General features: G+C 42.2%; 24 protein-coding genes and 1 other RNA gene. 16 read left to right on the top strand and 9 right to left on the bottom strand.

The genetic code is table 11. The features are described 5' to 3' along the window. The first annotated feature begins 459 nt into the window (after positions 1 to 459). Positions 460 to 1470, top strand: a complete 1011-nt coding sequence (gene bioU / locus H6G28_RS17050) for a (S)-8-amino-7-oxononanoate synthase BioU (protein WP_190672526.1) — start codon at positions 460 to 462, stop codon at positions 1468 to 1470. A gap of 87 nt (positions 1471 to 1557) precedes the next feature. On the opposite strand, the gene H6G28_RS17045 is transcribed toward bioU, so the two are convergent. The 4 genes from H6G28_RS17045 to H6G28_RS17030 all read right to left on the bottom strand — a co-directional run bounded on the left by H6G28_RS17045 (position 1558) and on the right by H6G28_RS17030 (position 6738). Then, positions 1558 to 2115 carry a hypothetical protein gene (locus H6G28_RS17045; RefSeq protein WP_190672524.1) on the bottom strand — a complete coding sequence of 186 codons (558 nt, stop codon included), beginning with the start codon at positions 2113 to 2115 and terminating at the stop codon, positions 1558 to 1560. A 64-nt stretch (positions 2116 to 2179) separates the two neighbouring features. After that, positions 2180 to 3403 carry a type II secretion system F family protein gene (locus H6G28_RS17040; RefSeq protein ID WP_190591480.1) on the bottom strand — a complete coding sequence of 408 codons (1224 nt, stop codon included), beginning with the start codon at positions 3401 to 3403 and terminating at the stop codon, positions 2180 to 2182. Between the two features lie 109 nt (positions 3404 to 3512). After that, the gene (locus tag H6G28_RS17035; protein WP_190591481.1) at positions 3513 to 4631 is read right to left on the bottom strand and encodes a type IV pilus twitching motility protein PilT; all 1119 of its coding nucleotides are present in this window, start codon (positions 4629 to 4631) and stop codon (positions 3513 to 3515) included. 94 nt (positions 4632 to 4725) lie between these two features. Beyond that, entirely contained in the window at positions 4726 to 6738 is a 2013-nt protein-coding gene (locus tag H6G28_RS17030; RefSeq protein WP_190591482.1) for a GspE/PulE family protein, read from the bottom strand. A gap of 275 nt (positions 6739 to 7013) precedes the next feature. Between H6G28_RS17030 and grpE the strand changes: the two genes are divergently transcribed. The 5 genes from grpE (at position 7014) to rsgA (ending at position 12838) form a co-directional block, all read left to right on the top strand. Next, positions 7014 to 7763, top strand: coding sequence for a nucleotide exchange factor GrpE (grpE, locus tag H6G28_RS17025; protein ID WP_190672521.1), 750 nt, complete (start codon positions 7014 to 7016; stop codon positions 7761 to 7763). Positions 7764 to 7940: 177 nt separating this feature from the next. Further along, positions 7941 to 9902: a molecular chaperone DnaK gene (gene dnaK / locus H6G28_RS17020; RefSeq protein WP_190591484.1), complete on the top strand. Its 1962-nt coding sequence runs from the start codon at positions 7941 to 7943 to the stop codon at positions 9900 to 9902. A 478-nt stretch (positions 9903 to 10380) separates the two neighbouring features. Further along, complete coding sequence (gene dnaJ, locus H6G28_RS17015; protein ID WP_190672518.1) at positions 10381 to 11511, top strand: molecular chaperone DnaJ; 1131 nt, start codon at positions 10381 to 10383, stop codon at positions 11509 to 11511. Next, positions 11511 to 11768, top strand: a complete 258-nt coding sequence (locus H6G28_RS17010; RefSeq protein WP_190672514.1) for a sulfurtransferase TusA family protein — start codon at positions 11511 to 11513, stop codon at positions 11766 to 11768. The genes dnaJ and H6G28_RS17010 overlap by 1 nt, the downstream gene beginning before the upstream one ends. Continuing rightward, on the top strand, positions 11768 to 12838 hold the full coding sequence (gene rsgA / locus H6G28_RS17005; protein WP_190672555.1) for a small ribosomal subunit biogenesis GTPase RsgA: 1071 nt from the start codon (positions 11768 to 11770) through the stop codon (positions 12836 to 12838). Before H6G28_RS17010 ends, rsgA begins: the two co-directional genes overlap by 1 nt. 17 nt (positions 12839 to 12855) lie before the next feature. Here the strand turns inward: rsgA and H6G28_RS17000 are convergent, their stop codons facing one another. The 3 genes from H6G28_RS17000 to H6G28_RS16990 all read right to left on the bottom strand — a co-directional run bounded on the left by H6G28_RS17000 (position 12856) and on the right by H6G28_RS16990 (position 15103). Next, positions 12856 to 13644 (bottom strand): ABC transporter permease, encoded by a 789-nt coding sequence (locus H6G28_RS17000; RefSeq protein WP_190591487.1) that lies wholly within the window; start codon positions 13642 to 13644, stop codon positions 12856 to 12858. A 211-nt stretch (positions 13645 to 13855) separates the two neighbouring features. Then, entirely contained in the window at positions 13856 to 14650 is a 795-nt protein-coding gene (locus H6G28_RS16995; protein ID WP_190591488.1) for a Uma2 family endonuclease, read from the bottom strand. A gap of 39 nt (positions 14651 to 14689) precedes the next feature. Beyond that, positions 14690 to 15103 (bottom strand): thiol-disulfide oxidoreductase DCC family protein, encoded by a 414-nt coding sequence (locus tag H6G28_RS16990; protein ID WP_190672511.1) that lies wholly within the window; start codon positions 15101 to 15103, stop codon positions 14690 to 14692. Between the two features lie 74 nt (positions 15104 to 15177). Between H6G28_RS16990 and H6G28_RS16985 the strand changes: the two genes are divergently transcribed. After that, complete coding sequence (locus H6G28_RS16985) at positions 15178 to 16092, top strand: AraC family transcriptional regulator (protein WP_397329723.1); 915 nt, start codon at positions 15178 to 15180, stop codon at positions 16090 to 16092. A 178-nt stretch (positions 16093 to 16270) separates the two neighbouring features. Here H6G28_RS16985 and pgeF read toward each other — a convergent pair whose 3' ends face one another. Continuing rightward, a complete protein-coding gene (gene pgeF, locus H6G28_RS16980) occupies positions 16271 to 17062 on the bottom strand; it encodes a peptidoglycan editing factor PgeF (protein WP_190672508.1) in 792 nt (263 codons plus the stop codon). A gap of 286 nt (positions 17063 to 17348) precedes the next feature. Here pgeF and H6G28_RS16975 point away from each other — a divergent pair, with 286 nt between their 5' ends. Both H6G28_RS16975 and H6G28_RS16970 read left to right on the top strand, forming a co-directional pair. Beyond that, the gene (locus H6G28_RS16975) at positions 17349 to 18173 is read left to right on the top strand and encodes a biotin--[acetyl-CoA-carboxylase] ligase (RefSeq protein ID WP_190672505.1); all 825 of its coding nucleotides are present in this window, start codon (positions 17349 to 17351) and stop codon (positions 18171 to 18173) included. An 83-nt stretch (positions 18174 to 18256) separates the two neighbouring features. Then, positions 18257 to 19864 (top strand): peptidoglycan DD-metalloendopeptidase family protein, encoded by a 1608-nt coding sequence (locus tag H6G28_RS16970; RefSeq protein ID WP_190672502.1) that lies wholly within the window; start codon positions 18257 to 18259, stop codon positions 19862 to 19864. A 69-nt stretch (positions 19865 to 19933) separates the two neighbouring features. On the opposite strand, the gene H6G28_RS16965 is transcribed toward H6G28_RS16970, so the two are convergent. Beyond that, positions 19934 to 20614 carry a riboflavin synthase gene (locus H6G28_RS16965; RefSeq protein ID WP_190672500.1) on the bottom strand — a complete coding sequence of 227 codons (681 nt, stop codon included), beginning with the start codon at positions 20612 to 20614 and terminating at the stop codon, positions 19934 to 19936. A 337-nt stretch (positions 20615 to 20951) separates the two neighbouring features. Between H6G28_RS16965 and H6G28_RS16960 the strand changes: the two genes are divergently transcribed. The 7 genes from H6G28_RS16960 (at position 20952) to H6G28_RS16935 (ending at position 26387) form a co-directional block, all read left to right on the top strand. Then, positions 20952 to 21449 (top strand): bifunctional nuclease family protein, encoded by a 498-nt coding sequence (locus H6G28_RS16960; protein ID WP_062294732.1) that lies wholly within the window; start codon positions 20952 to 20954, stop codon positions 21447 to 21449. 202 nt (positions 21450 to 21651) lie between these two features. After that, positions 21652 to 22782, top strand: a complete 1131-nt coding sequence (locus H6G28_RS16955; RefSeq protein WP_190672495.1) for an aldo/keto reductase — start codon at positions 21652 to 21654, stop codon at positions 22780 to 22782. Between the two features lie 134 nt (positions 22783 to 22916). After that, positions 22917 to 23304, top strand: a transfer-messenger RNA (tmRNA) gene (ssrA, locus tag H6G28_RS16950). Between the two features lie 384 nt (positions 23305 to 23688). Continuing rightward, a complete protein-coding gene (locus H6G28_RS16945; protein WP_190672493.1) occupies positions 23689 to 24726 on the top strand; it encodes a threonine aldolase family protein in 1038 nt (345 codons plus the stop codon). 54 nt (positions 24727 to 24780) lie between these two features. Further along, positions 24781 to 24903 carry a hypothetical protein gene (locus tag H6G28_RS37385; protein WP_277883231.1) on the top strand — a complete coding sequence of 41 codons (123 nt, stop codon included), beginning with the start codon at positions 24781 to 24783 and terminating at the stop codon, positions 24901 to 24903. Positions 24904 to 24906: 3 nt separating this feature from the next. After that, positions 24907 to 25500 carry a DUF2996 domain-containing protein gene (locus tag H6G28_RS16940; protein ID WP_190591496.1) on the top strand — a complete coding sequence of 198 codons (594 nt, stop codon included), beginning with the start codon at positions 24907 to 24909 and terminating at the stop codon, positions 25498 to 25500. A gap of 395 nt (positions 25501 to 25895) precedes the next feature. Further along, the gene (locus H6G28_RS16935; RefSeq protein ID WP_190672489.1) at positions 25896 to 26387 is read left to right on the top strand and encodes a hypothetical protein; all 492 of its coding nucleotides are present in this window, start codon (positions 25896 to 25898) and stop codon (positions 26385 to 26387) included. The last annotated feature ends 54 nt before the right edge of the window (positions 26388 to 26441 follow it).

The following is a 26441-nucleotide window of genomic DNA, read 5'->3' as shown; positions in this document are numbered from 1 at the left end:
GGGTTGAGCGCAGCGATGCACTGAGCTTGTCGAAGTGTCGAAACCCGGCAACTTCAAGTTAGGTTTAATTTAGTCCTTCTACTTATCCAGAAAATGTATATTTAAAGAAAAATAGTCAATATCTTCACATTGAAGATGATGATTCAGTTTGTAAAAATTTCACGGTCGATGGGTTGTGTTTGCTCTGAAATTGCGATCGCAGCATCAATATTTTCCCTGAATATCCTCTACCTATTCAGCTTTAACACGATCATCCTCTTTCTCTCGCTTTTTCAGGTGATCTGCGTGAAAATTTGCCCAAACCCAAATTACCAAGCAAGAATTTCTGGTAAAAAAACTGATCTGGTTGGGGAAGAAACCAGGATAATAAAGCATAATTAACCTTTATAGCTGGGAGCAACCACCATCAGCCAAGATGGTTCAGACTCCAAGCTTTTGATTCAACTTCAGAAATTCACTATGAGTACAGAAAATCTCAATCTTGCGCCAGCGTTACGTGTGGGAGTACTGGGTTTTGGTGGACTCGGACAAGCAGCCGCCAAAGTACTTGCTGGTAAACGAGAAATGACTTTAGTAGCAGTAGCAGATCAAAAAGGCTATGCTTACGCTGCGGAAGGGTTAAATTTTAAAGATTGCATTGCCATTTATCAATCTCAAGGTTCTGTAGGTTATTTAGAACCAGTCGGGACATTAACAAACAACAGTATTCAAGACTTAATTGATACAAATCAACCTGTAGATGGGTACTTTTTGGCATTACCTAACTTACCCAATGATTTTATTCCTTCCGTAGCGCGGCAGTTTATTCAATCTGGTTGGCGCGGTGTGTTAGTGGATGCAATTAAGCGTACCAGTGCGGTAGAACAGCTAATTGCGATGAAAGACGAACTACAAGCCGCAGGTATTACCTACATGACAGGATGTGGTGCAACACCAGGACTGTTAACTGCTGCTGCTGCTTTAGCCGCCCAAAGCTACGCCGAAATTCACAAAGTCGAGATTACCTTTGGTGTCGGTATTGCTAACTGGGAAGCTTACCGCGCCACCGTGCGAGAAGATATCGGTCATATACCCGGTTATACCGTAGAAACTGCACGGGCAATGACTGACACAGAGGTAGAAGCATTACTAGATAAAACCAATGGCGTGTTGACCTTAGAAAACATGGAACACGCCGATGATGTGATGTTAGAGTTAGCTGGGATAGTAGAGCGCGATCGCGTTACTGTTGGCGGTGTAGTGGATACCCGCAATCCCAAAAAGCCCCTCAGCACCAATGTTAAAGTTACAGGGCGCACCTTTGAAGGAAAGATTTCTACTCATACCTTTACATTAGGTGATGAAACCAGTATGGCAGCAAACGTCTGCGGCCCAGCTTTCGGTTATCTCAAAGCGGGAATGCAACTACATCAACGCGGCATTTACGGCATATTCACCGCAGCTGAAATCATGCCTCAGTTTGTGAAATAAGCTGCTGGAGGCCAGAGGCTGGAGGCTAGAAGTAGAGAAGAGATTAAGGGGCTGTTTCTTCTCCTCTTAAACCCTAGCCCCTAATCTCTAGTCCCTAGCCTCTAGCCCCTCTTCCTCTCTTCGTTCTTCTTCCAATAGCAAATATGATGTTTGCATCACAAATGGCAACTCTGCACCGATAAGACCTCGTTGAATGCGTTCTGATGTTTCACTAAACACTACAAACAACGGATATATAGTATTTGCTCCTTCACTTAATATGTGACTATGGCGAGGTGGCATTAACCATTCATAGTCTTGATCTAAGAAAATTTGGGTTTGTCGCCAACGTCCCAACAAATCAGAAAAGTCTTCATGGGGACGGTGAATAAAGATTAAGATTTCGGCTCCTGTTTTAATTTTCCATTCTGGATCGCACATTAAAATTGCCACATCACAGGGTAGACAAATTGCCTGGGGAACCTCGGAAACAGTTTTACGCAGACGAACAATAGGTAAAGGAATAGTAATTAAGCTTTCATCTGGGCGACGCAAACTAGGAATCATTTCCAGGTATGGTCGATGTTGTTTGAGGAGAGCGATCGCCGCTTGATGATTGCTATACTCTGCCAAGCTGGCTTCATAGTGAGATTTCTGTACAGGCATAATTTTATAAAGTATGAAGTATAAAGTGTGAAGGATGAAGTATGAAACTTCATCCTTTCGCTTTTTATCCCAGCTTTTCAAACACCTTGAATAACGGCAAATACATCGACATCAAAATAGTACCAACCATACTTCCCAAAACCAAAATCATAATTGGTTCCAGAACACTAGTAAGAGCTTTTACCGCTTGCTCAACTTCATCTTCATAGAAGTCAGCAACTTTCATTAACATCCCATCTAATTCTCCCGTTTCTTCCCCAATACTAATCATTTGGATTGCCATTGCCGGAAAGACATTTGCCTTTTGGAGAGCAAGACTAATCATCCCGCCTTGTTGAACTTCTAAACGAGCGCCATCTATCGCATTCGCAATAACTTGATTTCCTGATGTATCTCGGACAATTTCTAGGGAAGTCAAAATCGGCACGCCTGAACGAGTCAAAGAACCAAAAGTCCGGCTAAATCTAGCTACGGAAGATTTTTGAATCAAATCACCAAATAAAGGCATTTTTAGAGATAAACGATCAATAGTTTCTCTGCCAACACGAGTTTTATAGTACTGACGATAGGCAAATTTTGCTCCAACAAAAGCACCAATAATAATGAAAACTCTCCAACTTCTTAAAATTTCACTACATGTCATCAAAAATTGTGTTAAAGGAGGTAATTCTGTACCTATTTCCGTGAATATTTTTGCAAAAATAGGTAAGAGAAAAACTGTCATCCCAACAAAGATACTAACAGCAATAAAACCTACCACCGTTGGATAAGCTAGTGCGGATTTAATCTGGTTTTGTAGTCTCGCTACATCTTCTAGTAACTTCGCTAAACGATTGAGTACTTCATCTAAAACACCCCCAACTTCGCCAGCTTGAATCATACTGACATACAAACCATCAAAACAGTCAGGATGCTTCCGCATAGAATCGGAAAGATTGACACCACTCTGCACATCATTACTAATATCAATGAGTGCTTGTTTCATCTTTGGATTGGTACACTGCTCTGCCAGTACCCCCAAACCTCTCACAATGGCAACACCCGCATTGACTAAGGTCGCAAGTTGTCGAGAAAAAACCGCTTTTTCTTTAATTGGAACCTTAACAAATGAATTCTTAATTTTTTGGAAATCAAAACTGAGTGGCAAGCCTTGAGATTGTTTGAGTTCTTGAACTAAAAAACCTTTATCTCTAAGATTAGTCCGGGCTTCGGCTAGAGATTCAGCAACGATTTTTTCAGTTCGAGATTTTCCTTGAGGATCTCGAATTTTGGCGATGAAGGTTGGCATAGATAGATGAATTCAAAATTCAAAATTTTAAATTTGGTCAATCAGCAATAATTAATAGCCAACTAATAATTGACTATTAATTATTACTTGTCTGATTCAACATGAAATTTTAGTGAGCTTTAGCAGCACCAGGTTTTGCTCCGGCTGGGGGTGTTGATGCCCCAATCAAACGTTGAATTTCATCGGGCTTGGAAGTCTTAGACATTGCTGCTTCAAAAGAAATTGTTCCGGCTTTGTAGTAATCAGCTAAAACTTTCTCCAGAGTTTGCATTCCTAACTTACCGCCTGTCTGAATTGCTGAGTAAATCTGTGAAGTTTTACCTTCTCGAATCAAGTTAGAAATAGCTGGAGTCACAATCAAAATTTCTTGAGCCATGACTCGACCGTACTCCCCTGGTTTGGGGTTTTTCTTCGGTACTAAAGTTTGGCTAAATACGGCGACAAGGGAGTTAGATAACTGTACCCGTACTTGGGTTTGTCTTTCATGGGGGAAAACGTCGATAATCCGGTCAACTGTTTGGGCGGCGGAACTAGTGTGTAGTGTGCCGAATACCAAGTGACCTGTTTCTGCGGCGGAGATTGCCAAAGAAATTGTTTCTAAATCCCGCATTTCCCCCACCAGCATAATGTCTGGATCTTCCCGGAGGGCGGCTTTTAAGGCGTTAGCAAAGCTCTTTGTATCTTCGCCCAACTGCCGTTGGTGAACTAAGCTTTTAATTGGTTCGTAGACAAATTCAATTGGGTCTTCTACCGTCAAAATATGTTCGGCTTTAGTACGATTAATCAAGTCAATGATGGCGGCGAGAGTTGTTGTTTTGCCAGAACCTGTAGGGCCTGTCACCAAAATTAAGCCTCTGGGCTTATCTGCCATTTCTCGGACAACATCTGGTAAACCTAGTTTTTCAAAGTTAGGAATTTTGGAACTTAAGGCTCGTAAACAAGCTGCATAAGAGCCTCGTTCTTTGTAAACATTCACCCGAAAACGTGCCAAACCCTTTACGCCATAAGAACAATCTAATTCCCAGGTTTGTTCTAGAGTTTTACGCTGGGTATTATTGAGCATACTAAAGATTAATCTTTGGCATTGATCATTAGTCAAGACTTGATCGCCAATGGGTGTGAGTTTACCACTAATGCGGAAGTAGGGAGGCAAGCCAGCAGATAAGTGCATATCCGAACCACCCATTTCAATCATTTGTTCCATCAAGTCTTCAATCATCATTTCCATAGTTCTGCTTCCTTTGTGTTAGTTGTCCTTCGTCAGTTGTCAGCTGTCATTTGTCATTGGTGTTTACTAATGACTATTGGCAATTGACCAATCATTAATCTTGAAATCTGGGTGTCATACAGTAGGGACAATCCAGCCATTCGGGTTTGAGTTCAGCACTACAAGTTCGACAGGTCAGGCCTGTCTTACGTTTGGCTTTGAGTTCTGCTTCTAAGCCTGTATCGGTAAACGTCACCCGATCAACTTCTTCTAAGGTGGTGGCTCCTTGACGTACTAAATCTAAGCTGTAGGCCAATAGGGTTTTCATTCCTTCTTCTACAGCCACTTCTTTGATGCGTTCTGTAGGTGCTTCTTGGTTAATCAAGGTTTGGAGGTTTTCTGAGACACGCATCACTTCATACACACCACAGCGTCCTTTGTAACCAACACCATTACAGCTTGGACAAACATGATTTGTGGCTTTGGCATCGGCTAAAGCTTCTGCTGTCAAAGTATTCGCTTTATAGAAAGTAAGTTCCACATCTTGGGAAGCAGATAGACCATAGCGAGCTAGTTCTTCTGTTGTGGGAGTGTAGGGAATGCGACAGTCAGAACAGACTCGCCGCACCAAGCGTTGTGCTAACACACCAATTAAGGAACTAGAAACCATGAATGGTTCAATGCCCATTTCACCTAAACGAGCGATCGCACCTGGAGCATCGTTAGTGTGTAGAGTAGTTAATACTAAGTGACCTGTTAACGCCGCCTCAATCGCTGTTTTGGCAGTTTCTTTATCCCGCGTTTCCCCCACCAGCAACACATCCGGGTCTTGGCGCAAAAAAGCCCGCAGTGCTGTGGCAAAATCCAATCCTTTTTCTCGAATTACCTGTACTTGAGTAATCCCAGGCAAACTATACTCAATCGGGTCTTCAACTGTACTGATATTAATTCCCGGTGAGTTCTTTTCTGCTAATGCTGAGTACAAGGAAGTTGTTTTCCCAGAACCCGTTGGCCCAGTTACCAAAATCAGACCAAAGGGACGACTCACCATTTCCTGAACAATACTCAAGGTTTCAGGATCAGTAATTAACTTATTCAATCCCAATTGGGTAGAAGAGTTATCCAAAATCCGCAGTACAACCTTTTCCCCATAGCGACTGGGCAAGGTATTCACCCGGAAGTCTACCTTTCTCCCTTCAAACATCCGCCGGATGCGTCCGTCTTGAGGGACACGTCGTTCAGCAATGTCTAAGCTGGCAATGATTTTAAATCTGGCTGTGACTGCTGGAATAATTTTTTTCGGCAAGGGATCGAAGGCTTCACGCAATACACCATCTTTGCGAAACCGAACCCGGAGGTTTTCTTCTTGCGGCTCGACGTGAATATCCGAAACCTTCTCATGCAATGCCTTAGCTAGAATCCGGTTCACTAAGTTGATGACAGGAGCATCTTCCGCACCCTTCATTGCTGATCCCAAATCAGCTTCCATCTCGTCGGGAGCGTCATCTAAGCCTAAATTGCCGAGATTTTCTAAATCTTGATTGATATCTGTAAACTTTTCTTGTTCCAGATGTTTTTGCTTCACCGCTAAATCATCCAAATATTGGTTGATTAGCTGCTGATAATCTTCTTGAGTAATCACCATGCGCTGCAATGCCAAACCTTGGGGGCGCAAAATGCGATTCAGATCATCGGAAGCTTCTAAGTTATCTGGATCGACCATTGCCACTAAAACACTAGGTGGGTTTTGGTCTTCGTTTTTTGATAGGGGTACTAAACGATGGCGACGGCAAACATCCACTGGGATCAGAGTTTCAATCAAGCTCCCGACATTGGTATTGCCAATTGTATTGATTTCCGGATCAAGGGAATCAACGCCGTATAGTATTTTAAGTTCAAATAGCTGTTGTTTTTTATACTGTCTAAGAAATTCCGGCGATAGTTGTCGCCCAGTGATCGACTCCAGCACTTCCGTCAGGGGTCTGCCAGATTTGCGGCTTTCAATCAGTGCCTGTCTCATCTGTTCGCTATTAACATAGCCAGATTGCACTAGCTTACTGCCGAATGGCGAAAACTCTGTTCGGGTCGTGAGAGCGGTACTGCGCCGTTGTGGTGACGATTGAGTCATAGGTGAGCAATTAGTAGGGGAAAACCTCTGCTTAGAGTATTCCCAAGCTACGGCTCAGAATTTTCATTTAAACTTAATAAAATTTCTAGGAAGTCTAAAATTTATACTTCATACTTCATCCTTGGTCGTTCGGCTTCCCGTCCTGAGAGAGTATGCGCTAATATATTCACCATTTGTCACAATAGGATGACGGTGATATCACTTCCAGAACTATGTTGACAATCAAATCTCCTTCCACAGTGATTTATTGTCCACAAGAGGATCTGGAATAGACCATGATGGACGAAAATAAACAGGTAAACAATACAAGCCAGCAATTGGGTGAACCAACAGAGGTAAAGCAAGACATGATGAGCGACTCCCCAGCCCAAATCAACTCCAACGAATCTGGCAGCGAAGTTACTGAGCAAGTGGCAGCCACAAGCAATGTATCAGGAGATACGGCTGCGCTCAATCAAGAAGATGGCTTCGCTGCTACTGAGAAAACACCAGCAGACACGGCAGCTTTGACAGAATTGACTCAACAAATAGAGTCTCTCAAGGCGCAGGTAGAAGAACGTAGTGGTCAGTACATGAGGATTGCGGCAGATTTTGAAAATTACCGCAAACGTACTAGCAAAGAAAAAGAAGAGCTAGACGTACAAGCGAAGCGGAATACAATTTTAGAATTACTGCCAGTGGTCGATAATTTTGAACGGGCGCGAGCGCACCTCAAGCCACAAACTGACGGTGAGATGACAATTCACAAAAGTTATCAAGGAGTTTATAAACAATTAGTGGATTGTCTGAAACGGTTGGGAGTATCACCGATGCGTCCAGAAGGTGAACAGTTTGATCCTAACCTCCATGAAGCAGTAATGCGCGAACCTACGGATGAACATCCAGATGGAACAGTGTTAGAAGAGTTAGTACGCGGATATTATATAGGCGATCGCGTGCTACGTCATGCAATGGTCAAGGTGGCTGCTCCGAAGGAGGATACACCATCTGCACCAGAGGATCAGTCGAGTCCAGCCAACAGTTAAAATTAAAAGTTAAAAGTTAAAAGTCAAAACAAATCATACTATTAACTTTTGATTTTAATTTTCTAGAAGGAAGGATGTAAGGGTGTCCAAGTTTTCACCTACACCCTTACGCTTGATTTCTTGCCCGTAGATATCCCGTACACCACGGCAAAAGCATTCAGTACAAATACTGTAAGTATGGGAAAAGTTATAGGGATCGACTTAGGCACGACTAACAGTTGCGTCGCAGTTTTAGAAGGTGGTCAGCCGATTGTAATTGCCAATTCGGAAGGCGGACGAACTACTCCTAGTATTGTGGGATTTGGCAAGGGTGGCGATCGCTTGGTCGGTCAGCTGGCAAAACGCCAAGCCGTAACTAATGCCGAAAATACAGTCTACAGTATCAAACGATTCATCGGTCGTCGTTGGGAAGATACGGAACATGAACGCGATCGCGTTCCTTACAATTGTGTTAAAGGCCGAGATGAAACTGTTGATGTTCAAATTCGTGGCAAAAATTACACCCCTCAAGAAATTTCCGCGATGATTCTGCAAAAATTGAAGCAGGACGCGGAAAATTTTTTAGGAGAATCTGTCACCCAAGCCGTAATTACCGTACCAGCATATTTTACCGATGCCCAAAGACAAGCAACTAAAGATGCTGGGACAATCGCTGGTTTAGAAGTATTACGCATTATCAATGAACCAACGGCGGCGGCTTTAGCTTTTGGCTTGGATAAGCAAGACCAAGAGCAGCTAATTCTCGTGTTTGACTTGGGCGGTGGTACGTTTGACGTATCGATTTTGCAACTGGGAGATGGAGTTTTTGAAGTTAAAGCCACTAGCGGTAATAATCAACTAGGTGGTGATGACTTCGATAACTGTATTGTGCGCTGGATGATTGAACGCTTCCAGGAACAAGAAAAAATCAACCTAGCCCAAGACAAAATGGCTTTGCAGCGTCTACGGGAAGCCGCAGAAAAAGCCAAAATTGAACTCTCTAGTATGGGTAATACTTCGATTAACTTGCCATTTATTACCGCCGACGCATCTGGGCCAAAGCATCTAGAGACGGAACTCAGCCGTTCTAAATTTGAAGAACTCGCGGCGCATTTGATTGAGGCGACGATTGAACCCATGATTCAATCCCTCAAAGATGCTGACCTCAAACCCCAAGACATCGACAAAATTATTTTAGTTGGTGGTTCAACTAGGATTCCGGCTGTTCAAAATGCTTTAATTAAATTTTTTAACGGCAAAACGCCCGATCGCTCGATTAACCCAGATGAAGCTGTCGCATTGGGAGCCGCCATTCAAGCGGGTGTTCTCGGTGGTGAAGTTGATAATCTTTTATTATTGGATGTCACTCCCCTGTCTTTGGGGATTGAAACCCTGGGCGAAGTCTTCACCAAAATTATCGAACGTAACACCACAATTCCCACCAGCAAATCTCAAGTTTTTTCCACAGCAATTGATGGTCAAACTTCCGTAGAAATTCACGTTCTCCAAGGGGAACGGGCAATGGCACGGGATAATAAAAGTTTAGGTAAGTTTTTGTTGGCGGGGATTCCTCCGGCTCCCCGTGGTGTTCCGCAAATTGAAGTATCTTTTGAAATTGATGTTAACGGTATCCTCAAAGTTGCGGCTCAAGATAAAGGAACCGGTCGAGAGCAAAGTATTCGGATTACTAACACTGGTGGTTTGAGTGCTAACGAAGTCGAACGGATGCGCCAAGAAGCAGAAGTATTTGCTGAAGAAGACAAAAAACGCAAGGAATTTGTCGAACTGAAAAACCAAGCGGACAATTTGTTAATCAGTTACGAATCTACCTTGAAGGATAATGGCAACTTGATTGGCGAGCAGATGAAAACTTTAGCCCATGAAAAGTTTGTCCAACTGCAAGCTGTGATGAGTAATCCCAGTATTTCTGTGCAAGAATTTCAAAATTGTTTAGATGACTTCCAGCAAACTCTATTTGCGATCGGTGCTGATGTTTATAACCGCGCGAACAATCCCAATACAGAAGAAGGTGAAGCAGGTTCCGAGCCATTATTAGCATCTGGACTAGAAAATTCTGCCAGTGGAACTGTCATCCCTCAATTTAATTTCGATTTTGATGAGGAAATGACTGCACAAGCTGATTATGAGGCGATAGACTAAAGGATAAAGTTTAAAGTATGAAGTATGAAGTTTAAACCTTACATACTTTGTTCTTTAATCTGGAAATTCTGTCTTACTACAGATGCAATGTACTACAAATGGGGGGTTTTCCACACCTAATGGTGCGGTTAGCCCCTCTAGTTCATCAGCAGGGTTTTTTCCTGTCACGTAGCACAATTGTAAAAGAGACAGCCAAAGCTTCTAGCATCTGCTAACTTTGCTGTTAACTTTCGTTAGTCCTTGTCGTCTCCCACGTAACAGTAAATTTGACTCAACATTTGCTGGTGATTTTTATAAAAGGTAAAAGGTACAATCAATTATTAATAAAAGTTAATCTATGCCTTCTGCCTTACAAAAGTGCTGAGTATTGAGTGCTGAGTAAAAAAGTCTAGTCCCTAGCCTCTAATCCCTAGCCTCTAGCCTCTAGCCCCTAATCCCTAGCCTCTAGTCCCTACCTTCTATCTTTTACCTTTGCTATATGGCCCGCGACTATTACGAAATTCTGGGTGTCTCTCGTGACGCCGACAAAGAAGAAATCAAACAAGCTTACCGCCGTTTAGCCCGTAAGTATCACCCAGATGTGAACAAAGAACCGGGCGCAGAGGATCGGTTTAAAGAAATCAACCGCGCTTATGAGGTACTCTCAGAACCAGAAACCAGGGCGCGTTACGATCGCTTTGGCCCAGAAGGTGTTTCCGGTGCTGGTGTGGGCTTTCAAGACATGGGTGATATGGGTGGTTTTGCCGATATCTTTGAAAGCATTTTCAGTGGCTTTGCTGGCGGCGGTATGGGTGGACAGACAGCGCAAAGACGGCGCAGTGGCCCAGTACGGGGTGATGATTTACGACTAGACCTCAAGTTGGATTTCCGCGAAGCAGTATTTGGTGGCGAAAAGGAAATTCGCATTTCTCACCTCGAAACTTGTGAAGCTTGTAATGGTTCAGGCGCAAAGCCAGGAACCCGCCCCCGTACTTGTTCCACTTGTAGCGGTTCTGGTCAAGTACGCCGTGTTACCAGAACTCCTTTTGGTAGTTTCACACAAGTTTCCACTTGTCCGACTTGTAATGGTACTGGTTCGGTAATTGAAGACAAGTGTGATGCTTGTGACGGTCGAGGTACAAATCAAGTCACCAAAAAACTCAAAATTACAATTCCGGCTGGGGTAGATAACGGTACACGTTTACGCATAGGACAAGAAGGTGATGCAGGTCAACGTGGTGGCCCTCCCGGAGATTTATACGTTTACCTGTTTGTTAACGAAGATGAAGAATTTCAACGCGATGGCATTAATGTGCTTTCGGAAATTAAGGTGAGCTATTTACAAGCCATTTTAGGCTGTCGTTTGGAAGTGAATACAGTTGACGGGCCAGTGGAATTAATCATTCCCCCAGGAACGCAGCCAAATACAGTGATGAAGCTGGAAAATCGTGGCGTACCTCGCTTGGGTAATCCGGTGAGTCGGGGCGATCATCTCCTAACAGTGTTAATTGATATCCCCACCAAAATCATCCCAGAGGAGAGAGAATTGCTAGAAAAGCTGGCTAAAATTAAAGGCGATCGCACTGGTAAAGGTGGTTTAGAAGGATTCTTGGGGAATTTGTTTAAATAATGAGTCTATCTTCTGTGTCTACTCCCGATGCTCAACTGGATTTGCGCGGTACTCCTTGTCCGATTAATTTTGTGCGGACAAAACTCCGCCTGGAAAAAATGTCGCCAGGAGATTTGCTAGAAGTATGGCTCGACCCCGGAGAACCAATCGAGCAAGTTCCTGATAGCTTAACAATGGCTGGCTATGAGGTAGAGCAAATTACAAACTGTAGCGAGTATTTTTCTTTGTTAGTCCGTCGTCCGGCCGTTAATCAATGATGGCTGTTGCTACTGATGGACAGTTAATCGGTACAGTTTTGGCTGTACAAGCCAATTTTTACAAGGTACAGCTAGATCAAAAAGATAGGGAGATAGATCCTGCTCATCTCCCTATACTTTTGTGTACCCGCAGAACTAGGTTAAAAAAAATTGGACAGCAGGTGATGGTGGGCGATCGCGTGGTGGTGGAAGAACCAGATTGGGCTGGTGAACGTGGTGCGATCGCAGAAGTTTTACCCCGTACTGGACAATTAGACCGACCTGCGATCGCCAATGTCAACCAAATTATGTTGGTCTTTGCTGTTGCTGATCCGCCTTTAGAAGCTTATCAATTAAGTCGATTTTTAGTCAAAGCTGAGTTCACTGGTTGGGATGTGGTTTTGTGTTTGAATAAAAGCGATTTAATCTCAGCCCAGGAACAGCAAGAAATTAGCGATCGCCTTTTGGCTTGGGGTTATCAACCATTATTTATCAGTGTGCAGAAGAGTATCAATATTGACCAAGTATTAACTTATCTTAGTCATAAAACGACTGTAATTGCTGGCCCTTCTGGTGTGGGGAAATCCAGCTTAATTAATGCCTTAATTCCTGATATTAACCTGCGAGTCGGGGAAGTTTCTGGTAAACTTGCCCGTGGTCGCCATACAACGCGCCATGTAGAATTATTTGAATTACCTGATGGTGGTTTGTTAGCCGATACCCCTGGCTTTAATCAACCAGATTTGGATACTCAACCAGAAGAATTAGTTTACTATTTTCCCGAAGTCAGAAAACTCTTAGAAGTGAATCACTGTCGATTTGGAGATTGTTTGCATCGAGACGAACCTGATTGCGCCGTGCGGGGAAATTGGGAACGCTATGAACATTATCTAGAGTTTTTAGAGGAAGCGATCGCCAGACAAACTCAATTAAACCAACAAGCCGATCCTGAATCTACCTTGAAGTTAAAAACCAAAGGTAAAGGACAGAGTAAATACGAACCCAAACTAGAAAGTAAGAAATATCGTCGAGTTTCCCGCAAAACTCAACTGCAAGCATTACAAGACTTATATCAAGATAGCGAAGAGTGAAATAAACATATATTAGCTCACGCACCCATACCTGAATATCGTTTCAAGCCCGCCCGCCACAACAAACGGTTTGCGCCCAAAAATATCATTGTCCAACCAATCATACATAAAAAACCCCGCCCTATATCTACAGGTAGCCCAACCAAAATACTTGCAGGGAAATCAATTAAATAGGGAAAAGGTGTAAATAACACAATATTCCGCACAAATTCAGGAAACACATTTAAAGGTGCAACCATCCCCGATAAAAATAAAAAAAATAAGAACCAGAAATTTTCTAAAGCACTAGCACGTTCTGTCCAAAAAGCTAACACAGCAAAGGTGTACTGAATAACAAACCGCAAGATAAATGCTAACACCACTGCTAACGTAAATAGAAACACTTGCCCAAAACTGGGCAACCAAAAGGACTGGGGATACAGTGCAAAAAATAAAATTATTAGCACTATGGTAAATGGTATCCGCGTTACTCTTTCAGCCAGATGGGAGGCGACATGATGCCATACTGGATCTAGTGGTTGTAATAATCTAGGTGAAAGTTTACCTTCTACCACTTCCTTTTCAAATTCCCAAATTACCCAAGCAACGGTAATTTGTCTAACTACAAAAACTGTGAGAAAATAACGAGAAAAATCTATAGAAGACAGACCAAATTTGCCTCCTTGTGCTGCTTGCATCCAAACACCCATCAGGATTATAGGTAAAGACCCAGACAACACCCATAAAATTAGTTCTGCACGAAACTCCAACATGTAGGTGTTGTATACAGCTAAAAAAGTTAAAGCTTTTCTAATAAATTTTCTCATTTGTTATTTGTTATACAAATTTGAAAGAAGAATGCGACAGATAGAAATCAGGAAAGTTTTATTGGAGCTAGATTTCTTAATTGTGAATTGGTTAGGACTTACGCAAAAAAACTCTCAAACTCTCATTTCTCTGTGACATCTGTGCCTCTGCGGTTCGATTTTCAGTGTCTAGTGCTTAAGTCCTATTAGTAAACTATTAACCCGCAGATCCTTAAGCATCAGGGTCTTCGCCTAATTCTCGTAAACGGGCGGCTAAACGTTCAGCGCGGGCTTGAGCGGCTTGGGCTTGAGCCTGTGCCGTTTCGGCTTGAGCCTGTGCAGCCTCAGCTTGAGCTTGGGCGGCTTCTTCTGGTAAAGGGACAAGATTACCATCAGTATCATAAAACCGCAGCCAAATAGCTGTTTCTCTGTCTACTGTGCCTTCCCATGTTCCCAGCCATAAGCCTAAACGCTGACACCATAGCCAGCCGCCTTCATTTGCTGTTAGGGGCTGATAATTTTGGTTGCCATCTAAATGCCAGCCTTGTAAAGAATTTGGGTCAAAGGGGTCATAGACAAAGTAATCTGGGGTGCGGAAGGTTTGTTGATAAATTTCTTTTTTGGTCACTTTATCAACCCGCGCCGTAGATGGTGACATTAATTCAACAATGACATCTGGGTAACGGCCGTTTTCTTCCCAAACGACCCAACCTTGTCTGGGGATAGTACCATCAACATTGAGGACAGCAAAAAAATCTGGGCCGCGAAAATCATTGTTACGTGCTTGGGTACTGCTGTAGTAGATGAACATATTACCACCTGTGTAAAAGTCGTTTCGGTCAGCCCAAGCTTGCTGTAATGACCGAATTAAGACATTCATGGCAATACGGTGACGATTTGACTCCAAAGGTTCTCCATCATCAAATATTAAATCTGTGGGTGGCATGGGGGGTTGCCAGTCCGCAATATCATCTACGATATCAGTCGTTTGGGATGTGATTTCTAAATCTGGCTTACTTATTGTCATACCAACCCCTAAAGTAGACTGTCAAAACTTGTGCATACACTAATTATTACCAATTTTGCAGCCACCATCCACACAGTATGTTGACTGATAGGTAGTATCACGTTTGCCAAACAGAGTATAACGATTGTCACGGATTTGTTCGTAAAAGCGATTGCCTGCCCATTTCATCCCCGGTATAGTGCGGTAAGCATCCACAAACAAACTGCCCAGTGGTAATAACTTGCCAATTTCTTCGGCTGCATCACTACCTTGCCAACGTCGTTCAGGGGCATTAGCATCAATTAATATCATTCCTTGTTGACAATCTTGGGATGTAATGCCCCATTGTGTAAGTGTTTGTTCGTCTTGCATCGCAGCATAAAGAAACAGTTTACCTTGGTCTAAAGTTTCTAAAAATTGGACTAAGGTAACGCAGAGATTGCAATTTCCGTCATATATTACGTAATAATTCATTTAAATAGCATTTTTATTTCGGATTACGGTTTAAGTATAGCGTTACACATATATTTATTATCTCTGCGGTGAGGATGATGCTGGAAGAGACAATCCTAAAAGTTGATTTTACTCAAGAAGATGCTTGTGCAGAAGTTCTGCCGCGATCGCATATAAATTCTAGTTACAATGCCAAATGGGATGGTATTCGCCTAGACATTCATCGCCAGCCTGCCCATGAAACCCCCGAACATTCAACCCAACAACATATCATCTCGATCAACTTAGACTATCATCTCCTTCAAGCAGAACGGGTTTTAGATGGACGCTTTCAGCAAGAACATATTCTTAATGGTGATGTCGCCATTATTCCCGCCAATACCCCTCACGTCTGCCGTTGGACATCGGAAACTGATTTTCTACTCCTAAGTTTAGACCCTGTATTTTTCAATCAGATTATCTTAGAGTCGGTTGATTTACAAGGTGTGGAGTTAACACCCTACTTTGCTGCGCCAGAACCGTTAATTCAGCAAATAGCTTTAGCACTGAAGTCAGAATTAGAATCAGGTGGTGTCGGTAGCCAACTGTATATTGAGTCTCTCAAAACTACACTCTGTGTTCACCTGCTAAAACACCACTCAGCCGCCAGTAATAAAGTTTCGCAGTTGTTGAATCATAAAGGTCTTTCGCCAAGAAAGTTACGTCAAGCTGTTTCATACATCCATGACAACCTCGAACGAGATTTGACATTAACAGAAATTGCGGCAGTTGTGGGAATGAGTATGTATCATTTTTCTCGCTTATTTAAACAATCTACAGGTCTGGCACCACATCAGTATGTGATTAATTGCCGAATTGCTAAAGCAAAAAAACTTTTAACTGGAACTGAAAAAACAATCGAACAAATATCAGAACAAGTTGGTTTTCAAAGTCAAAGTCATTTTACCAATGTCTTTCGCAAGCTTATGGGGATAACACCAAAAGCATACAGAGAGCATGTAAAAATTTGATTATTTAATCAACAGAATACGGAAGTGCTGAGTTATGAGTTATGAGTAAAAAGTAAAATGAATTGCACGTCAGCTCATAGATTCTAAAGTTAACCCAGGGTGCTTCAAGTCGGGAACCATAAGCTAGTCATGGAGGTTCACTCAGCACTCAGCACTTTCAACTCAGCACTCCTAAAAGTTATGTTTTCCCGCTCACAATTCCTGACCACTGGACTTTTTTCTGTTGTTCACGACGGTAGGAAAAGAAATGTTCAGGAGTTTGGTATGTACAATAAGGAGCGATCGCAATTTGTTCTGAACTAATGCCTAAATTTTCTAACTGCAAAGTATTGACCCGCCGCACATCAACTCTCACTTTTCCTGGTTCTGGGTCGGCTAATAAGGGAGAATTGGGTAATTCATGTAACGTCTGAACAATTTTTTGGGTGTCATTATGTGATATAATACTGGCTCCAATTTCCGCAGCTACCTCAACTGAGACTTGATAAACTTCGCCAGCGATCGCCGGGCCGAGGGCAACTCTTAAGTCCTGTACTTGACTTCCTTGGGCTTGTAATCGGGCGATCGCCTGGGGGACAATCTTCGCCGCCGTCCCTCGCCAACCAGCGTGTAATGCAGCTACCTGTCCAGTTCGCACATCCCCAATTAATACAGGTGTACAGTCTGCACTGGCTACCCAAACTGCTTGTAAAGGTTGTTCGGTAATTAAACCATCCGCCAAGGCAAAAGCAGATTCCTCATCGCCTGTAATTTCCTTAACTTGGGAATCAACTTCTTGGGGCGTGAGAACAGTATTGCCATGTACCTGTTTTAAGCGATACACCGATGCTTCTGGGTGCAGAACGGGAGTTAAATCTTGGGGCGATCGCGGCCAGAACTGGTGAGTAAAAAAGCCGTGTTGCCAGTTTTCTAAAAGACTACAGGTAAGGTACGGCAGTCCTTCCCAATTGCGCCAGTGCCAAGTGTGCATCTTGAACCTAACCAAAAATAGAGGGTATTGAATATGAGGTTTTGGTATGCAGGAGGAAAAATTACAGGATTTACACAGTGAGACGAAAAATCAATGGTTTGGTAAGGGTGAAAGGGTATAGGGATGTATGTATTCAAAACCCTTACACTCCTAATCTTTCATCCCTTCACCCAATCTCCACAGATAAACTGCGTGCGTAAGTCCTGATGTTTTCCTTCCTACTCCCTATTCCCTTTTATCAAAATCAGCCAATTAATGTTAACTTGAACAACGGTATTTGCGGTTCATGTCTGTGGAATTTGATCGACAAAAGTTAGAATTAGCATTGCAATCAGGAAGAAACGGGGAAAATTCATTATTTTCGCTACATATTTTTGATCATCTTGCTTCCACTAATCAAACATTGTGGAATTTATTAGCCCAGGGTGCAGAATCTTGGTCTGTGGTGATTGCCCAACAACAAACTGCGGGTAGAGGACAATGGGGAAGACAATGGATTTCTCACCCTGGTGGGCTATACCTTTCCGTTGCGATCGCCCCTAAACTAGAAGCTAGTGCCAGTTATCAACTAACTTTAGCTAGTGCTTGGGGTATAGCTAACCAACTGCGCTGTTATGGCGTGGATGTGGGAATTAAATGGCCTAATGATCTAGTTTTAAATGGTCGTAAATTAGGTGGCATTTTAACAGAAACCAAAATCAATCATGGCTATATTCATCAAGCAGTAATTGGAGTTGGGATTAACTGGACAAACCCAGTACCCGAAACGGGAATTAACCTCGAAATGTGGCAAGCCTGCTACGCTACCAAACCGATTCCTTGTCTGGAAACTCTCACTTCCGTCGTTTTACGGGGAATAGAGTCCGGTATGGAATGCCTTGTTAAAGAAGGAATAAATATACTCTTGTCTCGCTATTTGGAATTACTCACCAATGTAGGTGACAAAGTGTACATTCATGATTTGGCAGGCACTGTAGTCGGCGTTACTTCTCAGGGTGAATTACGTGTTTCTGTGGAAACGTATGATACAACAGACATAAAAACAACAGAACTTTATATTGAACCCGGTACAATTACGCTAGGGTACCGTAAATCTTCTGTACCATTGTAGGTTTGTTATAAATTTAGCTCTTTGGGCAAGACAAACCACTGGCATCATCTCTTGAGGCAAATTTAAAATAACTGAGAGAACTAATGACGCAGCGCAATACATCTGCCCATAATCACTCCCAAGGCTCGAACCAGCAAGGTATGACCAAAAAACGTTTTGTATCTACCCTGCCAGCCCAGAGTCTCTGTTTACTAAGTAGCTTTAGCCTGCTTAGTGGTGGCTTCGTTTTTGCCCAAACAGAAACATCCATCGATAACATTGTTCCTGTAGAAAATTCCCAACCAACAGCTAAAACAAATTTCATCAAAAAAGATATTGTTATCCCAGCAGCCCCCAAGGCGCAGGCGGAATTTTCTCAAAGACGAGCTAACCTCAACCAAAGACTCCGCAAACCAGAGGTTGCACAATCCAAAGAGCCTGTTAGACAGTCGAAACCGCAAGCTGAAGCAGCCGTTGAGCCAGTTTTTACAACTCGGCAGGAACGCACCCCAACACCATCTGCACAGCCGAAACCATCCAGCGTCCGCACCGCTAAACCCAAGCTGGAAGTCACTCAACCAAGTGCCAGTGCTAGAGAAGAGGTAGTTAAACCAGTAGCGCCGCGCACCATACCAGAAAAACTTCCCGCAGTTGCTCAACCGGTGAATAACTCTAACAGCACAGTTGAAGCCACGACTGGAAAAGTTAAAGATTCTAACAACGCCTACATTGACTCCAACAATTACGGCACTGAGGCGACAAATACTTATCAAGCCCCCAATTCTGTAATCATCACAGAACGTTCTAGTGGTTGTCGCACAATTTTGCCATCAGGACAAGCTATATCCCTCGGTTTTTGTAACCAAGCTCAACCTGCTGGTAATCAGCGTGTCGCTTCTGAGAGTAAACCCGCCCCCAATTGGCTGAAAAAAAGCCAAAATGCTCAGTTAGCTACTGCGCCCTTAGCGCGGCCTATCAATAGTACGGGTAACACCCCTACAACCCGTGTTGCTTATGGTGGGGAAGTTAAGACAGCCTTTAGTCCTAATCGGTTTATTCCTAATCCCAACGATTTTGGTGCAACCAAAGTCAGCGCCACACCCGTTGCACCCAGCGCCGGTGCTTTAGCCCCACCAACAATTGAAGGGAACTTAGCACCCCGTGTTAGTACTGTGGCTTACGATATTCCTTTAGCCTCAGTTCTGCCCCAAATTCCCTTTACAAATACCATTGCCTATCGTGGTGGTACAGGTATTAGCTATCCCCTGTCTATTCCAGCCACAATTACATCGTTGTTTGGCTGGCGAATTCACCCCATTACGGGCAATCGCCGTTTCCATGCGGGTACAGATTTAGGTGCACCGATGGGTACACCAATTCTCGCCGCCGCTAAAGGTCAGGTAGAGACAGCTGGTTGGGTTGGTGGTTATGGCTTGACAGTGATTTTGAATCATAATTCCGCCCAGCAAACCCTTTACGGTCACATGTCCGAAATCTTTGTCCAACCTGGACAAGTTGTGGAATCAGGAATGGTAATTGGCAGAGTTGGTAGTACAGGCAACTCTACAGGGCCACACCTACACTTTGAAGCGCGTCAATTGACCCAGGATGGATGGGTGGCTGTTGACCCCAATGGACAATTACAAGCAGGTCTGAGTCAGTTGTTAAACTCCATTCGCACAGCCCAAGTAGGTGGCGATTCAGGAAGTTAATAAGTATGAAGGCTGAAGTATGAAGTCTGAAAAATCAATTTCATACTTCACACTTCATACTTCAGACTTTTACAAATATCCGTGTTCTGCTAAGAATGTTGGGGTAATTTCATTAAATCCAGTCTCATCGGATGATGTTGACTGTTTTTTGCCAGGGTAAAGAAATTTTTCCACGTACTTGCCGAGAATATCTCCTTCTAAATTTACCCAACTGCCAGAGACAAGATAGCGGAGATTGGTGTCAGCGTAGGTGAGGGGAATAACAGCCACAGTAAATTGCGACAGTTCTGGTTCGTAGGCAGCTACTGTGAGACTGATGCCATTGACCGCAATGCTACCTTTAGGGACAATATACCGCGCGATCGCTTCAGGTGCAGTAAATGTCATTTCCCAAGAAGTCACCGTCTGTTGGGTTGTAAGTAATCGACCTACACCGTCTACATGACCCATGACAAAATGACCGCCGACTTTACTACCCACCCGCAGCGAAGCTTCTAAATTCACATAACTTTGTTTTGTTTCTTCTAGACCTAGTGTAGTGCGACGCAGCGTTTCTGGAGAAGCTGTGGCTATAAACCCATCTTTTAAAATTTCTTCAACAGTTAAGCAAACCCCATCTACAGCCACGCTGTCACCGTAAGCTAAATCCTGCATAATTACATTAGATGACTGACTCACACAAGTAATTTGCCAAGAATCGCCCCCTAGGGGTTTGATTGTTCCTAAACTTTGGACTAATCCTGTAAACACGGCTGTTCTGTGAAACTAACTCTATTTATTGCCTAATTTTGCCGAAAATCAACTGGTATTTCTTACAAGAATGCAAGACATTTTAAGTATAATTTCTGACTGTTTTTATTATAAGGTTGATAACACATTCACCTCTTTCTCAAGGCATACTTGGTTAAGAAGGTGATTGTCTAGGTAGACTCCTTTAACTTACTCTGGTGTTCACACCAAGTTAGGAGTTTAATAGAAGCAATTATAGAAAACCTGCCTATGTTTATTTCTTCTCTTTACACACCCAGAAAAGGTATAAAATGTTACCAATATTTCAAGCTCTCCCAGAATTGTAGAGGCTTCGCCAATGATTGAAATGAAAGTCGCTGGCATAGCATTAGATGCCATAACTCGTAGCCCGATTGTACTGTTAAAAGATGCGTCAGATCGGCGTGCTTTACCAATTTATATTGGTCAAGAACAGGCTAGGGCAATTATGGGGGCGCTGGAGAATCAAAAGCCACCCAGACCGTTAACTCATGACTTAATGGTAAATATTCTAGAGACGTGGAATATGACTCTAGAAAAGGTGATTATTCATTCCTTGCAGAAGGATACATTTTATGCAGCTTTGATTGTGCAGCAAGGCGAAGTCAAAAAAGAAATTGATGCACGTCCCAGTGATGCGATCGCCATAGCCCTCCGTACAAATACGCCAATTTGGGTTATGGAAGAAGTAGTTGCTGATGCCTCAATTCCCGTAGATCGTGATGCTGATGAAGCAGAGCAAGAAGCGTTTCGTGAATTTATCTCCAATCTCCGTCCTGAAGATTTGATTAAGCGTTTCGGTAATGGCGATAGCTAAAGAAAGTGCTAATTAATGAGTGCGGAGTGCTGGAAAAGAAAGAGTTCCAGAATTAAAGAAGAATCCAGAAAGTTTGATTCTGACTCCTGAATTTTATTCTGATAATTTTCCTGCTTTCTTTTTCACACTTCATTCTCAGTGTAACTGCTCTTAATTGTATTTATACTCAGAATTTAGCACTCAAATTTGGTTACTGGAACTCATGCAATACCGACGCTTTGGCAAAACAAATCTCTACCTCTCGGTTTTTTCTTTAGGGACAATGCGCTATTTGGCTGATGCTGAAAATGCTCAGAAAACCATCGCTCAAGCCTTAGCTCTAGGAATTAATCATATAGAAACAGCCAGAGGTTATGGCAAAAGTGAGGAGTATCTTGGCCAAGCGATTCAAAATGGGTTGTCTTTACCGCGTTCCCAACTGTACATCACCACAAAAATTCCCCCAACAGCCGACGCTGATAGTATGCGGCGGTACATTGATGAATCTTTAGCGCGATTACATCTAGATTATGTAGATTGTTTAGGAATCCACGGTTTAAATACTTGGGAGCATTTACAGTGGGTGGAAGCCAAAGGTGGTTGTATGCAAGCTGTCCAAGAAGCAATTGCAGATGGTCGAGTGCGACACGTTGGCTTTTCCACCCACGCAGCTTTAGAGCTAATTCAAGCAGCAATCAATACAGATTTATTTGAATTTGTCAACCTGCATTATTACTATTTTTTTCAACGTCACGCCCCAGCAATTGAGTTAGCTGTAAAAAAAGATATGGGCGTATTTATTATTTCCCCGGCTGACAAAGGCGGAAAACTCTACACACCACCCCAAACCCTCAAAGATTTATGTCAGCCCTATTCGCCCTTAGAATTAAATTATCGATTTTTGCTGAGTGATAGACGGATTACAACTTTGAGTGTCGGCGCAGCCAAGCCAGAAGAATTAATCGCACCTTTACAAGTTGCTGATAGAAATAATGAATTAACATCAGCAGAAACTTCTATTTTTCAACGCTTAGAAAATCATCAAAATAATATTTTAGGGACTGATAAATGTAGTCAATGCTATGCTTGTTTACCTTGTCCAGAAAATATCAATATTCCAGAAGTATTGCGGTTACGTAATTTAGCCGTGGCATACAATATGACAGATTATGGGCAGTATCGTTATGGAATGTTTGAAAATGCAGGTCATTGGTTCCCAGGTATAAAAGCTAATCGGTGTACAGAATGTGGTGATTGTTTACCGAGATGTCCTGAAAACTTAGATATTCCGGCTTTATTAAATGATGCTCACGAAAAATTACAAGGTAAAACAGGTAGAAGATTATGGGGATGAACAATAATTCAGAAGTCAGAATTATGTAGTCTGGCTCATGACAGTTAAAGATACAGAATGAGAGTTTAATATTTCTTTGTCATCTTGTAACACATTTTCCCCACCGCGAATTATAATAAGGATATAAAGCAGATGGGTCCGTAACGGTTTCGACAGGTTGGCGAACGCTACTCTGTGACTCAGGTCGAGAGTGAGTCTTCTCTCGCAAATATCAGGCTCAAAAAAAAGTAAATGCGAATAACATCGTAAAATTTGCTCGTAAGGATGCTCTAGTAGCTGCCTAATAGCCTCTTATAGGTTCGAGCGTCTTTAGTCCGACTCCGTTAAGGACTAGAGACCAACCCCAACGGATGCTCCAGCAGGTGTTCTCTGGTTGGCTTGCTGGCTAAGACTTAATCAGAGCATCCTACGTTCGGGATAATGAACGATTCCCGCCTTGAGGGTCAGAAAGGCTAAACCTGTGAATGAGCGGGGGGTCAATACCCAATTTGGACAGCAGTTCGACTCTGCTCGGATCCACTTAAAGTAACCAACAAATCCACCAAACAATTGTTTAGGTGGATTTTGTTTTGCGACTATGGAATATGACTAGGAGTTATACCAATTCGCAATTCGCAACTCGCAACTCGCAACTCGCAATTAAGAAATCTAGCTCCAGTAAGACTTTCCTGATTTCTATCTGTCGCATTCTTTTCTTAAATTGGTATTACGTACAAAGATTGGGTATGAGGGTGTGAGGGTGTAAGATTGCTATAGTTAAAGCTAAAAATTACAGCAAATATCAAGTGAGTGAAGTACACAATTGAGGTTTCAAAACTAGTTAGAAAGCCTATTCTCATTTTGAATTCTTACTTCTGACTCCTGAATTCTGCTGTAGATATTGCAGGAATTTTTTATTGAGAAAATATGAGTAATAACGCCGAACAGTTTGCTAGTGATAATTACTCTGGTATTTGTCCAGAAGCACTAGAGTATATGCTTCAAGCTAATATTGGTAGTGCGCCTGCTTATGGGAATGATGAATGGACTCAAAAAGCGGCTGATTATTTTCGGGAATTATTTGAAATTGATTGTGAGATATTTTTTACCTTTAATGGCACATCTGCAAATTCTTTATCTTTAGCCGCATTATGTCAGTCATATCATAGTGTGATTTGTCATGAAACAGCCCATATAGAAACAGATGAATGTGGTGCGCCGGAATTTGCTTCTAACGGTTCTAAACTGCTTCTAGCTCCAGGAGAAAATGGTAAATTAACCGCACAAAGTATCGAAGCGATTGTCACCAAGCGTACAGATATTCATTTCCCTAAACCCAAAGTTATTAGTATTACGCAATCAACAGAATTAGGCACAGTCTATACTATTGATGAACTTTGGCAAATTAAAGAAGTTGCTCAGAAATATCAATTAAAAGTTCACATGGATGGCGCTCGCTTTGCCAATGCTGTTGCGGCAATGAATAAAAGCCCCGCAGAAATGACTTGGAAAAGTGGTGTAGATGTGTTGTGTTTTTGCGGGACAAAAAATGGTATGGCTTTGGGCGAAGCAATTATTTTCTTTAATCGAGCCTTAGCGGAAGATTTTGATTATCGTTGTAAACAAGCAGGACAATTAGCTTCTAAAATGCGGTTTATTTCTGCGCCGTGGTTGGGCTTACTCGAAACAGGTGCATGGCTCAAAAATGCACGACACGCCAACCAATGTGCAGAATATTTAGAAAATCAACTATTACAAATAGATGGTGTGGAAATTATGTTGCCGAGGGAAGCTAATGCTGTATTTGTCAAATTACCACAGCCAGTTATTCAAAAGTTAAAAGAGAGAAATTGGCAATTTTATACATTTATTGGTGTAGGTGGCGTGCGTTTGATGTGTTCTTGGAATACGACTCAAACCAGAATGGATGAATTGATCAGGGATATTCGGGAAGCGATCGCCTAAACTACTAAAAGCACACTTGCTCCCTAGAAATATAGAAAGTTTAACTAGCATCCATTGACTTTTGACTATGGACTATTAACTCTTGATTATCAACTAGCTCTGATATGTCAAAATCAAGATAAATTAGTACACAAAGGTGAGCGATCGCTTTCAAAGCTAGATAAAGGATTTACCTGAGCAATGGCAGACGAAACCAATCACAATCAAGCGGGAGAGGTAGCTCCCAGCACTGTTGACAAACAAGTACCCAGCATCAGTGAACCAGTAGCCACAAATATACCTACTGCCAACGCACCAGACCCCAAAGCAGCTAACCCAAAAGTTAACCCTAATGCTGCTCAAGCCGCCGATGGTGCAGAAAAACCAGCCGCCGCTAAAGCCGCCAAAAAAGAGAAAGCCCCAGCCGTTGAAGATAAGCCGTTTGCAGAGTTTATCCAGCAAGAATACATACCAGCTTTGCAAAAGGCGATCGCGGATGAAGGCGTACAAGATTTACAATTAGCTTTTGCTAAACAAAAACTCCCCATCGCTGGCTTACCTTCCGATGAAGAATACTGGCAAGTTATCGGCAGTTGGCAAAATGGTCAACGTCAATTTAACGTGTATTTTCCCGACGAAGATATTCAAGGGAAAAAGGGTTTTTCCTGCAACGAAGGCAAAAAGACCAGTACCCTTGAATCATTCTTAATTGACGAACGCAAAACTACACTTGATTTGTTGGTATTTGGTTTAGTGCGGCGTTTGAACAGTCAAAAATGGCTCGGCAGAAACTAGATATTGTACAAATATCCACTAAGTAAACTATTGTTAAGAACCAATACTTTGCTTTGATAAAAGAATAATTGCTCAGGTAGTAAGAGGAATAGATTGTGTTTAGCTTTCCTTATACTTCCTGAGCTTTTTTAATTAATTTTATGCCATCGAAAATTTACTATAGTTCATTTGTTTTAAATTATTTTTATGTAGATAAAATACAAAATTTAACCAGCAAATATCCTGTTTTGGCCGTAGGATAAATTCCAGCCTCAGTTCTATATAAAACCAGTTATACAGAATAACGTGAAATAAGCTAAATATCGTGGATAGTATAGCTGTCAAAATATAGAAGAATTAAATTATTTCGTAACTGATAGGCAAAATTCATTGCGGTTACTCAGGAGTTAGTTGATATGTTGCAAGTTTGGTTAAATCGGCTATGGAAATTATTTTTCATCGTCATTCTATCTATAACCATACTAGTTCCCGGAAATGCTGCATTAGCAGAGACTTTTACAAGTAAAATTCCAGTACAAATGGAAATTATCAATAAAACATTTATGCACAAACCCCTTGTCATAGCACTATTAGGTCGGAGTTATATGCGTGTAACATCCATAAAAAATTCTAGTAGTCAGGCAGGGATAGTAATTGTTGAAGTCCAAGGAGTTAGTGTTAAAAGAACTGAAATTTTATCACTTGCTCCAGGACAAGAAGTGCCACTAAATCTTAATACATGTTTCACTACTACAACAACAGTAAAATTTGCTGATGCTGCGACCAGAACTCAAGCGCAGCAAACAATTTCTGGACTGAGTATTCCACCAACTGTGAGTTCCGGTACAATGGATTTAAAAGGTTATAAGGTTAATTACCAAATTTCACCTGACTATTGCCCTTCCTAGCCAAGACAATATAGCAATCTAATTTGATTTTTGCATAAATATTCAGTAGGGGTG

The sequence above is a fragment of the Nostoc sp. FACHB-190 genome (assembly GCF_014696905.1).
GTDB lineage: Bacteria > Cyanobacteriota > Cyanobacteriia > Cyanobacteriales > Nostocaceae > Nostoc_B.
The sequence above is the reverse complement of the archived record's forward strand: the minus strand, read 5'-3'. Positions and strand labels throughout refer to the sequence as shown.